The 13,256-nt window shown below is 60.1% G+C and carries 10 protein-coding genes; 6 read left to right on the top strand and 4 right to left on the bottom strand.

Translation table 11 applies throughout. The features are described from left to right. Positions 1 to 73: 73 nt before the first annotated feature. Both RBB49_RS20580 and RBB49_RS20585 read left to right on the top strand, forming a co-directional pair. Complete coding sequence (locus tag RBB49_RS20580) at positions 74 to 970, top strand: LysR family transcriptional regulator (protein ID WP_306144767.1); 897 nt, start codon at positions 74 to 76, stop codon at positions 968 to 970. Positions 971 to 1,114: 144 nt separating this feature from the next. Next, positions 1,115 to 1,654, top strand: coding sequence for a TetR/AcrR family transcriptional regulator (locus tag RBB49_RS20585; protein WP_306144768.1), 540 nt, complete (start codon positions 1,115 to 1,117; stop codon positions 1,652 to 1,654). Positions 1,655 to 1,993: 339 nt separating this feature from the next. Here RBB49_RS20585 and RBB49_RS20590 read toward each other — a convergent pair whose 3' ends face one another. Further along, positions 1,994 to 3,076 (bottom strand): Glu/Leu/Phe/Val dehydrogenase dimerization domain-containing protein, encoded by a 1,083-nt coding sequence (locus RBB49_RS20590; RefSeq protein WP_306144769.1) that lies wholly within the window; start codon positions 3,074 to 3,076, stop codon positions 1,994 to 1,996. A gap of 318 nt (positions 3,077 to 3,394) precedes the next feature. On the opposite strand from RBB49_RS20590, the gene RBB49_RS20595 reads away from it, so the two are divergent. After that, positions 3,395 to 5,236 (top strand): DUF1007 family protein, encoded by a 1,842-nt coding sequence (locus RBB49_RS20595; protein WP_306144770.1) that lies wholly within the window; start codon positions 3,395 to 3,397, stop codon positions 5,234 to 5,236. A 36-nt stretch (positions 5,237 to 5,272) separates the two neighbouring features. Here the strand turns inward: RBB49_RS20595 and RBB49_RS20600 are convergent, their stop codons facing one another. The 3 genes from RBB49_RS20600 to RBB49_RS20610 form a co-directional block, all read right to left on the bottom strand. Continuing rightward, positions 5,273 to 6,031 (bottom strand): gamma-glutamyl-gamma-aminobutyrate hydrolase family protein, encoded by a 759-nt coding sequence (locus RBB49_RS20600; RefSeq protein ID WP_306144771.1) that lies wholly within the window; start codon positions 6,029 to 6,031, stop codon positions 5,273 to 5,275. 69 nt (positions 6,032 to 6,100) lie between these two features. Next, on the bottom strand, positions 6,101 to 6,769 hold the full coding sequence (locus RBB49_RS20605) for a response regulator transcription factor (protein ID WP_306144772.1): 669 nt from the start codon (positions 6,767 to 6,769) through the stop codon (positions 6,101 to 6,103). A 7-nt stretch (positions 6,770 to 6,776) separates the two neighbouring features. Continuing rightward, positions 6,777 to 8,138 carry a cache domain-containing protein gene (locus RBB49_RS20610; protein ID WP_306144773.1) on the bottom strand — a complete coding sequence of 454 codons (1,362 nt, stop codon included), beginning with the start codon at positions 8,136 to 8,138 and terminating at the stop codon, positions 6,777 to 6,779. 192 nt (positions 8,139 to 8,330) lie between these two features. Between RBB49_RS20610 and RBB49_RS20615 the strand changes: the two genes are divergently transcribed. The 3 genes from RBB49_RS20615 to RBB49_RS20625 all read left to right on the top strand — a co-directional run bounded on the left by RBB49_RS20615 (position 8,331) and on the right by RBB49_RS20625 (position 13,231). Continuing rightward, positions 8,331 to 9,431 carry a TRAP transporter substrate-binding protein gene (locus tag RBB49_RS20615; protein ID WP_306144774.1) on the top strand — a complete coding sequence of 367 codons (1,101 nt, stop codon included), beginning with the start codon at positions 8,331 to 8,333 and terminating at the stop codon, positions 9,429 to 9,431. Positions 9,432 to 9,505: 74 nt separating this feature from the next. Next, positions 9,506 to 10,543 carry a TRAP transporter small permease subunit gene (locus RBB49_RS20620; RefSeq protein WP_306144775.1) on the top strand — a complete coding sequence of 346 codons (1,038 nt, stop codon included), beginning with the start codon at positions 9,506 to 9,508 and terminating at the stop codon, positions 10,541 to 10,543. A gap of 21 nt (positions 10,544 to 10,564) precedes the next feature. Then, a complete protein-coding gene (locus tag RBB49_RS20625; RefSeq protein ID WP_306144776.1) occupies positions 10,565 to 13,231 on the top strand; it encodes a TRAP transporter large permease subunit in 2,667 nt (888 codons plus the stop codon). The last annotated feature ends 25 nt before the right edge of the window (positions 13,232 to 13,256 follow it).

Consider the following 13,256-nt stretch of genomic DNA (forward strand, 5'->3'; position numbering starts at 1 on the left):
TGCCTCCTTTGACCGCCGCCGGACAAACGGGTAAGCACGTCTCAATGCGTTGCCCAAGCTGGAAGGATGCCGAATGGACGCAATCACGCGGATGCGCTGTTTCATTCAAGTGGTCGACTCGAGCGGTTTTTCCGCTGCGGCGCGGGAGATGGGCCGGTCAAAGGCGCTTGTCTCGAAATATGTCGGCGAGCTTGAAGACGAGCTTGGCGTGCGGCTGCTGAACCGCACCACGCGGCAGGTCTCCCTCACGGAGGTCGGCGAGGCCTACTACAAGGAAGCGGCCGAAATCCTGCAACGCATCGACGATCTTCAGGCGTCCGTGCAGTCGTCTCATCAGGAAGTGCGCGGCCGGTTGCGCGTGTCGGCACCCAGGTCGATGGGCGACGACATGCTCAACAAGCCGATGATGCAGTTCCTCGCGCAATATCCCGATATCCGGCTCGACCTGCGTCTGGAAGACAGGTTCGTGGACCTTGTCGAAGAAGGCTTCGATCTGGCGATCCGCGTGACACAGCTGGAGGATTCAAGCCTGATCGCGAGGAAGATCGCTCCCTTCCGGACCGTTGTCTGCGCAACTGCCGATGTCATAAAGAAGCACGGTGCGCCAAAGGTGCCGGCGGATCTCACGGCCCGGCCCTGCATCATCGACACCAACTACCGCTACAAGCAGAACTGGGCGTTCGAGGCGAATGGAGAGCGTCTTTCCGTCTCCGTGAACGGCCCGCTTGAAGTCAACAGCGCCTCGGCGGCAAGAGAGGCTGCCCTGGCAAATCTCGGCTTCTTGCGCACGCCGCTGTTTTTCGTTGCAAACGACGTCAGGGACGGTGATCTCGTGGTTCTATTGGAAGAGTATGAAGAGCCGCAGCGCGGTATCTATGCGGTCTACCCGCATCGTCGCCATCTCAGTGCAAAGGTGCGGGCGTTCGTGGACTTTCTGGTCGCCTGGTCTTCGAAAAACCCGGGCTGTTAGGGGCAGGGGCTGAGCCGGGGCGGCTGCGCGGGTTCCAGCGCGTTCCCGGAGCGGTTTGACGTGCCGTGAAACGCAGGAAAATGTGATCCCGCTCACAGGCAGATTCTTGTTGCAAATGCAACGTATACGTTTCAAAGTTTCATCATGAACGACGCGCAAAAACAGATTGCTGCCGGACTGGAACGGGTATTCTGGAGCCGAGGATTTGCAGACCCCAGCGTGCCGGAACTGCGCGCAGGTGTTGGTGTCAGCATGCGCACGCTCTACCGGTACTTTCCCTCCCGCGAAGCCATGATCCTTGGTGCGCTGGAATACCGGCACCAACGGTATCTTGCCTATGTGCGCGAAGGGGTGAGCGAGCCCGGACTGGCAGCAGCGGAACAGTTGTTCGACAAGCTGGGCGGCTGGATGCGCGTGACACAGGGCAAGGAGTGCTTTTTCCGCCAGGCGCTAGCAGCCAACCCGGACAGTACGCAGATCAAGGATACGGTAACCCGGCACAAGGCCGAATTGCTCGACTTCTTCGGTGTCCTGAGCGGTAACGAGCAATTCGCAACAACGCTCTATCTGCTCCATGAAGGCGTGACCGCCTGCTACGCGGAGATGGACGAGCGCGCCGTCGAAGACGCCAAGCATCAGGTTCGGTTGATGTTCAGGGCAGTTTCCGAAAAACGTTACTCCTGAACCGGTTCCTCAAGCTTTCCAGGCGTCATTCCCGGCCCTCCCGGCGGCAAGTGCACCGCCGGACAATCTCAGGCAATGGTCCGTGTCACTAGGGTACGGACCCATAAATGTCGCCGATTTGGCGGCAGAAATGGCAAAATCTCGCGAGGAAGCGTGAGTAGAGCGGGCTTTTTGCCCGGTCAAGCGCGGTGACGCTGCGAGGTGCAGCCATTTTGCCGTCCTTCAGATTTGGCCGTTTTGGCCATCTGCCGCGTCGCGAAAGGCTTGAAAATGCACCATATTTCCTGCGCTTTCGCTCCTCGCAGCTGGTCAAAACGATCCAAACCAAATTGACTTCATTTATGAGTCCGTACCCTGGCCTGCTTGCGCCAGTCTTTCCTCGGCCATCTTGTCCGCGACCATTTCCGGTGTCGTGTCCTCATGCGCGGCACGTTCGAAGATCCGGGTCAGCGTTTCACCGATCGCGAGCGTTTTTGCCCGGACCCGGCCGTCGTCCTCGCCCGGTTTGGCAAGCGCAATCGAGATCACGCCGCCGGCGTTGATCGCATAGTCCGGGGCATAGAGAATGCCGCGCCGTTTCAGGGCAATGCCGTCTGCCGGCGTCTGAAGCTGATTGTTGGCCGCGCCGGCGACGATCCGCGCCCGGATCTCGGGGATCGTGCGGGCGTTCAGTCCGGCTCCAAGGGCACACGGCACAAAGATGTCGGCTTCGACGCGATGCGCGTCGCCGGCCTCGACCACCGAGGCGCCGAGGGCGTCGCGTGCCCGTTCGACAGCGGGCGCGTGGATGTCGGAAACAATCAGTGTTGCGCCCGCTTCGGCCAACTGTCGGGCTACCTCGAAACCGACATGCCCCAGTCCCTGTACCGAAACGGTCCTGCCTTCCAGATCGACGTTTCCGAAAACATGCATGGCCGAGGCCTTGATGCCCTCGAACACCCCGAGGGCCGTATAGGGAGACGGATCGCCGAGTCCGGTCGCGCTGGTGCCGCGCACATGGTCCGTGCGGCGCGCGACGGCTTCCATGTCCTCAGGCGAGACACCGACATCCTCGGCGGTGATGTAAGTTCCCGACAGCCGCTCGACATGGCCGCCGAAGGCCTCCATCATGTCTTGCGACTTCTCCTCGCGCGGACACGCAATGATGACAGCCTTGCCGCCTCCCAGGTCCAGTCCCGCGAGTGCGTTCTTGTAGGTCATGCCACGGGAAAGACGCAGCGCATCTGTGAGTGCGTCGGCCGGTTTTTCGTATGGCCAGACACGGCAGCCACCCAGTGCCGGGCCGAGCGTGGTGTCATGGACCGCGATGATTGCGTTCAGTCCGCTGTCACGATCTCTTGCGAAGACGATGTTCTCGTGCCCGCCCATTTCCGGATGATCGAAGACGGCGCTGTGCAGGGCGGAGGGGTTCAAGGCGTTCATGATTGGCTCTACAAGTAGTTGTCTCTATGAATAATTTAGTCGGTATTTGGAGAATATTGTCTCTAATCACCTCAAATTTAATCATTTGACGGAATGCTTGATCTCAAAATCGGAAAAAAATGTGAAAAAATTTTCATGATCGTTTTGCGCTGCGGCAACGCATACAGCCATTATGCTGCCGTCTTCTGTGTTCACAGAGGACAAATCATGTCATGTGAATACGATCTGTCGACGACATAGGTGATACCGTTGCGCTTTGTTTCCAACTGCTTGCAAGAGGCCGCCCTTCTGGCTTCCAGCTGTTTTGCAGCAGTCTTGGTGCTGTTGATTGCCAGCGTGACAAGCGCCGTTGCGCATCCGCATGTGTTCGTCGAGGCAAGGTCCAAACTGATCTTCGACGATGACGGCAACGCCGTTGCGGTCAAGCATGTCTTCCGCTTCGACGATGCGTTTTCCGCCTTCGCGATCCAGGGCTTCGACACGAACCGGGACGGCGTCTATTCGCGGGAAGAGCTTGGCGAACTCGCCAAGGTCAATGTCGAGAGCATGGCCGATTTCGGATATTTCACTTTTGGCGACAATACGCGTGTCGAACTCGATTTTGACGCTCCGACGGATTACTGGCTCGAAGTCTCAACGCATTCCGTTCACGACTACTGGATGATGAAGCCGGAGGATTTCGAGGCGATCGAGGAGGATATCCGGTTGAATGGCGGTACGGCCATCGAGGAAGTGGAGCTACTTGAGCTTCATTTCGTGTTGCCGCTCAAGGATCCGAGCGATGCAACGGCACCGATAACGCTCGATGTCTACGATCCGACCTACTATGTCGATTTCAGGTTCGGGCAGGAAGCGGATGCGGTCGGGACGGTCAATGCGCCCGGTACGTGCCAGGTAACGCGCAAGGAGCCGCCGCCGCTCGATGCAGCAACTGCTTACGCGCTGGCGCAGATCGGGCCCGAGCAGCGGGATCTGCCACCTGAACTGCAGTCGGCGGCCGCTACCCAGATCAACCAGATGATCGTCAACTGCGCGAGCGCGGCAGCCGGACTTCCGGCGTCCGTTGAGGGTGGCCAGGCCGAAACGCAGACGGCGTCCGTGGATGCCGGTGCCAGTGCTGCCAGGGAAACCGAGACCCCGCCGGCAAACGATTCTTCCGAACTGGCATCCGCGCGCTCCGACGAGGTTGCTGCCTCGACACAGATTGCGGTCATCAACAGCCCGGAGGCCGCCGTTGTCGGCGTCGGTGTGCTTGATCGCTTCTTTGGCACGATCGCAATCAAGCAAAAGGAATTTTACCAGCGACTGGTGGCCAGTCTGCGGGCATTCCGGAACAACCCCAGTGCCGGCTGGCTTCTGATCGGCCTGTCTTTCGCCTATGGCGTCTTTCATGCTGCCGGTCCGGGACATGGCAAGGCGATCATCACCTCTTACGTCGTTGCCAACAACGAGACCCTGAAAAAGGGGATCATGCTGTCCTTTGCGTCCGCGTTTGCGCAGGCTGTCACCGCAATCGTGCTTGTCGGTGGCCTTGCCGTCGTCTTCAATCTGACGAGCCTTGCGATCCAGGACACGGCGCGCTGGTTCGAAATCGGTTCCTATGTCCTGATCACGGGCCTGGGCGGATGGCTGCTTTGGCAAAAGGCCGGGAAACCCCTGGCGATGAGCATCGCCGACCGCCTGTCCGGTGGCAACCTGGCTTTTGCCGGAACGCACGGGCACGATCACCATCATCATGACCATGGCCACCACCACCATCACGTACTCGATGCGGATGGTGTGTGTACCACATGCGGCCATGCGCACGCGCCGACACCCGACATGGTTCAGGGCGAGATCACGCTTGGCCGCGCCGTATCCATCATTCTTGCGGTCGGTCTCAGGCCATGCACGGGGGCCCTGGTGGTTCTGGTGTTTGCCCTGTCCCAGGGCATGATCGTGGCCGGGGTGGCGTCGACGCTGGCGATGGCTGTCGGCACCGGAATCACGGTTTCGCTGCTGGCCGCCCTGGCTGTCGGTGCAAAGGATCTTGCCGTGCGGCTTTTCGGCGAAGGCAGCCCGATGGCGATCCGGGTGCACCGGTCAATCGAGATATTCGGCGCCGCCATCGTTTTCCTGCTCGGCATAACGCTTTTGATCGCCGCGCTCGGCTGGGGTTGAGGCGCCGAAGGCACAAGCAGCGGTGCTGCAGCAGCGTCAGAGCCCGAGCCGCTTTTCCCGGTAAGCGCGGACCGCGTCCCCAAAGGCCGAGAACAGCTTTTGCGAGGGCCCGTCCGTGGACACCCAGTATTCCGGGTGCCACTGCGTCGCCAGAACATATCCGGCACTGTCCTTGACGGACATTGCCTCGATTGTTCCGTCCTCTGCACGTGCTTCCATCACAAGGCCGCCGCCGAGTTCGCCCACGGCCTGACGGTGCAGCGAGTTGACGTCGAACGGCTCGGAGCCGATCACGTCTTCCAGCGTGCCGCCTTCGGCAACGTCCACCGGGTGCGCGATCCGGAAGCGCTCGTCCTGCTTTTCCGACACCGGTGCCCTGTGATCCTTCCGGCCGCTGAGGTCCTGTACCTCGGTCAGGAGCGTGCCGCCCATGGCGACGTTCAGTTCCTGCATGCCGCGGCAGATCGCAAAGACGGGGATGCCGCGTTCCACGGCTCTTCTCAACAAGGGCAGCGTCGTCGCATCGCGGTCCGGGTCGTAGGGGCCGTTCGCTTCCGTCGGCTCCTGGCCATAGAGCGCGGGATTGACGTTGGAACGGGATCCGGTTGCAACCACGCCATCGACCTGATCGAGCGCCGCGTCGATATCAAGCTCCGCGCCGAGCGAGGGCAGGATCATCGGAATTGCGTCCGAGCCTTTCAGGACAGCGTGCAGATAGGTTGCGTTGACGGCGTGCCAGTTGAACCCGTCGATGGGTTTGACGTCGGCTGTTACCAGGACAAGCGGTTTTGTCATTTTGAACCTTGCAGGGAAACGGAATTCTCGCGGGGGACGGCCCCAAGCGCAGATGTACCTGAAAGACGCCTAGTCCAGCAATCCCAATTCCTGCGCGACCTTGTAAAGCTGGGCCGCGTTGCGTGTGCCCACCTTTTCGCGAAGGTTGAGCCGGTGCGATTCCACCGTGCGCACGCTGATCCCGAGCGCCTTGGCGACTTCCTTGTTCGGCTGGCCTTTCGCGATTGCAGTCAGGACCTGCCGCTCGCGTTCGGTCAATCCGTAAGGGTCTTCCACGGGGGCGGACGCACTTGCACCCACCAGGGTCGGCCCGATGGCGGATGAAAAGAAGTAGCCGCCGGACGCGACGCTGGTGATCGCAGTGATCATCTCCTGCGCCGAGATGTCCTTGAGGATGTAGCCGCGTGCGCCGGCCTGAACAACGCCGCGGACATATTCGGGATTGTCATAGACCGACAGGATCAGCACACCGACCCCGGGCTGGGTCTTGCGGATTTCCATGGCCGCCTCGAGACCGTTCATCACCGGCATGGAGACGTCCATCAAAAGCACATCCGGCTTCAGGTTCCGGGTCATCCGCACGGCCTCGCGTCCATTGGTGGCTTCGCCGACGATTTCAAGCTCAGGCACCTTCTGCAGACGTGCCCGGATGCCGTCGCGGACGAGCTCGTGGTCGTCGGCAAGCAGAACGCGAATGGGCCGATCGAGCGAAGGGGAGGATGTGGAATTCGATGACATGTTCAGTTTACGCAGCCTTTGCCGACGTGTTGTCGAGCGGCATTTGCACCTTGATCCTTGTACCCCCGGAAGAGCGCCGGCTCAAAATCAACTTGCCGCCATAGGTCTCTATGCGCTCGCGCATGTTGCGGAACCCGAGGCCTCCGGTCTTCGGCAATGGCCTTGGAAGGCCGACGCCATTGTCCTCCACACACAGGGTCAGGTCGTGAACACCCACCTTCAGATCGATGTTGACCTTGCTTGCATGGGAGTGCCGGGCAACGTTGGTCATGCATTCCTGAACCACCCTGTACAATGCCGTCTTGGCGCCATCCGACAAGCGGCTGTGGCACTGCTGCGCATCCACGTTCACCGTTATGCCCGACTGGCTCTGGATTTCCTTGCCGAGACTGCCCAGGGCGGCCGCCAGGCCCATGTCATCCAGAACGCTCGGTCTCAGATCCCGGGAGATGCGCCGCACCTCGGCAATCGTTCCATCGAGGGTCTTCAGGCACTTCGCCGCCTGAACCTGAAGGTCGGGGTCACGGGTTGCCTCGCTGTGGATCATCTCGATGCCGTAGCGAACGGAGACAAGCAGCTGCGAAATACTGTCGTGGAGTTCGGTCGAGACCCGTTTGCGCTCCTGCTCCTGGACCTGGAAGATCCGGTTCGTCAGTTCCTTCAGCTTGCTGTCCGCAAACCGTTGTTCGGAGAAGCGCACGCCCGCAATCAGGCTGCCCGCAACGACGATCCCGGCGAGGGTGATCAGAAAGGTGACGAGCAGCGTCTGACGGATATTCTGCGCGAAGTCCGCCCGGATCGCGGCCACTTCCCGTGCAATGTCGTCGGTGTAAAGGCCGGTGCCCAGCATCCAGTCCCACTTGTTCAGCAAGATGGCGTATCCGAGTTTTTCCTCAACCGACCCCGTCGAGGGCTTGTGCCAGACATACTGGTGGAAACCGCCACCCGACTTGGCCTGTGTGATCAGGTTGCGGATGACATAATCGCCGTTGTCGTCCTGCAGGTCCCACCAGTTCTGGCCGACAAGATGGGGCAGCTTGGGGTGGACGACATTGGTTCCGTCAAGCGTGTAGACGAAGAAGTAGCCGTCATATTCAAATGTCAGGTTTTCGAGGATTTCCTTGACTTCTTCCTGGGCAGCGGCGCGGCCTTCGGGTTCTTCGGCGTAGATCTGCTCGATCGACGTCAGCGCGAGGCTGACATAGTTCCGGATTTCCTGTCTTTTTGCCGCCAGAATGCGCTCTTCGACCGAGCGGGTTTCGGCATCGATGAGCTTCAGGGACTGCAGATAGGTGGTCGCGCCGATCAGCACCGAAACCGCGATCAGGGGGAGGATCGTGATAATGAGGAGTTTGGTTTTGAAAGTCACGAAAGTTGCCCTTGTAATGCGCAGCTGCCCGGTTTCACAGCGTTCTATTGCGAATTTCTCGGTAGTACTACTGAGAAAATGCGCAGAACCACGAATAGCTTTCCTTCTGCTACGTCAACTAGACATACGGCGAGATCGGTGCAAGGTTGCAGTCCGGTCCTGAATTATTTGGTCCGATTAGGGAGGAAACTAATGGATCGTCGTTCGTTTATCAAAAAAGCTGGTCTTGGTGCTGGTGGAATTGCCGCCGGTTCTGCGCTTGCTGCTCCGGCAGTCGCACAGGGCACAACCGACATGGTCATCGTGTCGACCTGGCCGCGCGATTTCCCGGGTCTGGGTATTCCGGCGCAGCGTCTGGCCGCTCGTATTGCCGAGCTGACCGAAGGCCGCATAAACGTTCAGTACTTTGCTGCCGGCGAGCGCGTCGGGGCATTCGACTCCTTCGATGAAGTCGCTTCCGGCAACGCGCAGGCCTACATCGCCGCAGACTACTACTGGAAAGGCAAGCACCCGGGTTGGGCTGCATTCACGGCTGTTCCGTTCGGTCTGACCGTGACCGAGATGGACGCCTGGATCAAATACGGCGGTGGCCAGGAACTCTGGGACGAACTCGCTGCCGGGTTCGGCCTGAAGAACTTTGCTGCCGGTAACACCGGCGTGCAGATGGGCGGCTGGTTCAACAAGGAAATCGAAACCGCTGACGACCTGAAGGGTCTGAAGATGCGTATTCCGGGTCAGGGCGGTGACGTCATGGCAAAACTCGGCGCGTCTCCGGTGTCCCTGCCGGGCGGCCAGATCTACGAAAACCTCGTTTCCGGCGCTATCGACGCAACCGAGTGGGTTGGTCCGTTCAACGACTACTTCATGAAGTTCTACGAAGCCGCGAAGTACTACTACTTCCCGGGCATGCATGAGCCGGGCGCGATGCTGGCCATGGGCTGCAACAAGGCATGGTACGACGGCCTGTCCAAGACGGACCAGGCGATCATCGCCGCTGCCTGCGCGGAAGAGAACGCCAACACCATGGCGGAAACCAACGCCAACAACGGTGTTTACCTGAAGCGCCTGATCGAAGAGCACGGCGTTGAACTGAAAGAGTTCAACGACGAGATCTACGATGCCTTCGGTGAAGCTGCGCAGGAAGTTCTCGAAGAGGCCATGGACCATTCTCCGGAAGCCAAGAAGATCTTCGAAAGCTTTGTCAATGCACGCCAGGAAATCGGTAGCTGGATGGCGATTTCCGATGTCGCGTATTCCAACAAGCGGAACCGCGTCCTGGGTATTCCGTCCTAAGCGGAATTGGGGCTTAAAGGGACGGGAGCAATCCCGTCCCTCTTCTTTATCGAGACAAAAAAGGCATAGGCACGATGACGGCCTTGGACACGGTTCAAGACGGCTCACCTGCCATGAATTCCGGTGATACACACAATCCCGGCAGTGCCCGCATCTTCCGCCTCTTCGGCTGGATCGTTCTGGCGCTTATGGCAGCGTTCGTCCTCAACAATTATCTGACCTACTGGCAGGATCTTCCCGGCATCAACCCGATTTTCGGCGGTCCGGCGAACGGCACCGCGCCGATCCTGTGGTCCTGGCTGCAACTGGCGCTTTATGCCGCGCTTGTCCTGTGGGCGGTCGCCTATGTCATGCGAAGCAGCACGACGCTGCGCCAAGACAGCGAACGCATCAGCAATTTCAACACGTTCCTGATCCGCGCCGCCTTTTTTGCGGTGCTCATTGTCGGACTTGTCGATGCCGCGATCTCGTTTCTGCGCATCGAGGGTCTGCTGCCGGCCGTGGTCGGGGACACGCTCGCCGAAGACCTCGGGAAATCGCGGTTCCGCGGCGCCTATGTGCATATGCCGCTGATCGGGCTGTCCGTCATACTTGCTGCCTTCACCCGAGGGGTCATCGCCTTTCCCTGGCTTGCCCTGCTCGTTGTGGTGGCCGAGCTTTTGATCGTGATCGGGCGCTTCGTGTTTTCCTATGAACAGGCATTCCTCGCCGATCTGGTGCGGTTCTGGTACGCGGCCCTGTTCCTGTTTGCCAGCGCCTACACCTTGCGCGAAGAAGGCCACGTTCGCGTCGACGTCTTCTATGCCGGTATGGCCCCGAAAACCAAGGGCTACGTGAACGCCGTGGGTTCGGTGGTTCTCGGCATGAGCCTTTGCGCCGTCATTCTGGTCCTCGGCATGGGCGGCAAGCAGAACATCATCAACAGTCCGATCCTGTCCTACGAGGTCACCCAGGCCGGCTTCGGTCTTTACGTGAAGTACCTGATGGCCGGATTCCTCGGTGTGTTCGCGGTGTCCATGATGATCCAGTTCGTATCGTATTTTCTCGACGCGGTCGCCGACATACGCGGCGAACCCGGCGGCCGGGATCACGAAAACCACCCCGTCAACTAAGACCCGGCGAGATCTTCTGAAATGGAACTTTTCTTCCTCCTTCTCCTCGTTGTCCTGATGGCCTTTGCGCTGGGGTCCGGTTTCCCGGTCGCATTCGCACTGCCCGGGTCAGCGATCCTGACGATCGGCATCGCCGCCGGTTCGGGGTATCTCTTCGCAGGGGATACGGACGCCTTCTTTGCCCATGGCGGCCCCGGGCAATGGCTCAGTGCGGGCGTCACCAATTTCCGGGGCATCTACTGGGAGGCCGAGCGCGATACGCTGATCGCCATCCCGTTGTTCGTCTTCATGGGGATCATGCTGCAGCGGTCCAAGATCGCCGAAGATCTTCTGGTCACGATGGCACGCCTGTTCGGCCCGGTTCCGGGCGGCCTCGGTATTTCCGTTGTTTTCGTGGGCGCTCTTCTGGCTGCAACGACGGGTATCGTCGGTGCAACGGTTGTCGCGATGGGTCTGATTTCGCTGCCGGCCATGCTGCGCAACAACTACTCCGTTCCCCTGGCAACAGGCACGATTGCCGCCTCCGGCACGCTCGGGCAGATCATTCCGCCATCGATCGTTCTCATTATCCTTGCCGACCAGCTTGCAAGCGCGGTCGATCAGGCGGGCTCGCTGCGACAGACGCTTTACAAGGCCAGCACCGGCGAATTGTCGATGCCGTCGGATTTCGCGGTGGTGTCCACCAGTGCCGGCGAGATGTTCCTGGGGGCGTTCCTGCCAGGTCTGGTGCTTGTCGGCCTCTACATGCTGTTCATTCTCGGCTTTGCGCTGATGAACCCGAAAGCCGCGCCGGCTGTTCATGAGGAAGGCACCTTCACGCGCCAGTTCGCGGTCAAGGTCGTCATCACCCTCGTTCCGCCGCTGGCGCTGATCTTCCTGGTTCTCGGCTCGATCATTGCTGGCATTGCAACGGTCAACCAGGCCGGCGCCATCGGCGCGGTCGGCGCCATGATCATGGCCGGCTACCGGCTCCGCGACGGCGAGAAGGGAGCTTATTCCCCGGCGATCCTCGCAATCATTGCATTGCTAGGCCTTGCCGTGGTCATCAGTTTCATCGGTGCGGTCAATATCAAGCTGATCTCAACCAGCCAGGATGTGCTTGGCCTGGTGCTCGCACTGATCGCCGTCTCGCTGCTTCTGATCGCGATTTTCTGGTCCGGCTGGCGCACGCTCAAGCTTGAAGACACGCTGCGCGGCGTGATGATCGAAACGGCGAAGACGACATCGCTGGTGTTCATCATTCTTCTGGGCGCGGCCATGCTGACTTCGGCGTTCCGTGCGTTCGGCGGCGAGGAACTCGTCAAGGACTTCCTGCAAGGGTTGCCCGGCGGTTTCTGGGCGCAGTTCCTGATCGTCATGCTGGTGATCTTCATCCTCGGCTTCTTCCTCGACTTCATCGAGATCGCCGTGGTTGTCGTGCCCATCGTCGCCCCGATCCTGCTGGCGGACCCGTCCGCCAATGTGACGGCTGTCTGGCTCGGCGTGATGATCGGCCTCAACATCCAGACGTCGTTCCTGACGCCGCCTTTCGGGTTTGCGCTGTTCTACCTTCGCGGCGTTGCGCCGGCGGTGGTCAAGACCATCGACATGTACAAGGGCGTGATCGCGTTCATTGCCCTTCAGCTGGTCGCGCTTGGTATCGTCGGGTTCTACCCGCAACTGGTAAACTATCTGCCGAACCGGTCGTCGCTTCTGTCCGAAACGGCTCCGCCGCCGAAGAACCCGCGCCTGCAATATTGCATGGAAACGCTGGTCTACGAGGACTTCCAGCAGAACGGTGACAGCATTCTTGCCGCCATCGAAAAGGCGGAAGGCGTCGACATGAGCTACCTGCCGGAAGACCTGCGGGACGATCTTGCCGAAGGCTTTGAAAAGGCCAGGGAGGCGATGCCGCTGATGCTGGCGATCCGCGAGGCTGAAAACGAGGTCGGCAAGGCTTCGGGTGAATACAAACCCGTCCATGTGGAAGTCAGGGCCCTGGAGCGCGACGCACGCCGGATCGACGAGCGTATCGAAGAGCTGCAGGTGATTGTCGACCGGTCCGGGGAAGGTGCGGTCTATACCGTCGAGCAGGGCGAGCGCGCCCTGGCCCGTATCGAGGAACTCAAACAGGAGCATGATGCGATCCTGGCCAACATTCCGGGCAACTGGGAAGAGGTTTATGGGACGTTCTCGACAATCCAGAAAGCGGAAACCACCGCGCGCCAGACCTACCGCCGCACGGTAGATCAGGCCTATGAACCGATCCTGGAGGTCAAAGCCATCCTTGCCGATGCCGAGACCGTTGCGGCCTTCGGCCCGGAGCTGGAAGAGCTCAAGGCGCAGGTTGCGCAGCTGGAGCCGGAAGCGGCGGTTGAAGCCATTGCCGCCATGCGCTCGAAAGTGGGAGAGGCTGAAGGCACCAGCGATATCCGCAAGGGCCTGACAGAAGCGCGCAAGATCATGCGCAGTCGCGAGCCGAACGCGGAAGCGGCAATCGCGGAAATCGACAACTCGATCGCGGCACTTCAGGCCGACATCGCCTGGCGCCAGAAAGCGGCGAGCGAGCTGCTGCCGGTGCTGGAGGAATACGATGCTGCGATCGTCAATAATATCGGTCTGAGGCAGCAGGAAAGACTGCCGAACGATATGGCCCTGGATGTTGCCGGGTGCCTGTCCGGACACAGGGATATTTCCCTGAGCTTCTAAAGTGGACCGGGCTTGACTTGAAGCA

Origin of the sequence: Roseibium sp. MMSF_3412, from assembly GCF_030733265.1 — a bacterium.
Lineage (GTDB): Bacteria > Pseudomonadota > Alphaproteobacteria > Rhizobiales > Stappiaceae > Roseibium.

Coding starts and splice junctions, on each gene's coding strand:
- RBB49_RS20580 (WP_306144767.1), top strand. CDS start 74: ATGGACGCAATCACGCGGATGCGCTGTTTCATTCAAGTGGTCGACTCG.
- RBB49_RS20585 (WP_306144768.1), top strand. CDS start 1,115: ATGAACGACGCGCAAAAACAGATTGCTGCCGGACTGGAACGGGTATTC.
- RBB49_RS20590 (WP_306144769.1), bottom strand. CDS start 3,076: ATGAACGCCTTGAACCCCTCCGCCCTGCACAGCGCCGTCTTCGATCAT.
- RBB49_RS20600 (WP_306144771.1), bottom strand. CDS start 6,031: ATGACAAAACCGCTTGTCCTGGTAACAGCCGACGTCAAACCCATCGAC.
- RBB49_RS20605 (WP_306144772.1), bottom strand. CDS start 6,769: ATGTCATCGAATTCCACATCCTCCCCTTCGCTCGATCGGCCCATTCGC.
- RBB49_RS20615 (WP_306144774.1), top strand. CDS start 8,331: ATGGATCGTCGTTCGTTTATCAAAAAAGCTGGTCTTGGTGCTGGTGGA.
- RBB49_RS20620 (WP_306144775.1), top strand. CDS start 9,506: ATGACGGCCTTGGACACGGTTCAAGACGGCTCACCTGCCATGAATTCC.
- RBB49_RS20625 (WP_306144776.1), top strand. CDS start 10,565: ATGGAACTTTTCTTCCTCCTTCTCCTCGTTGTCCTGATGGCCTTTGCG.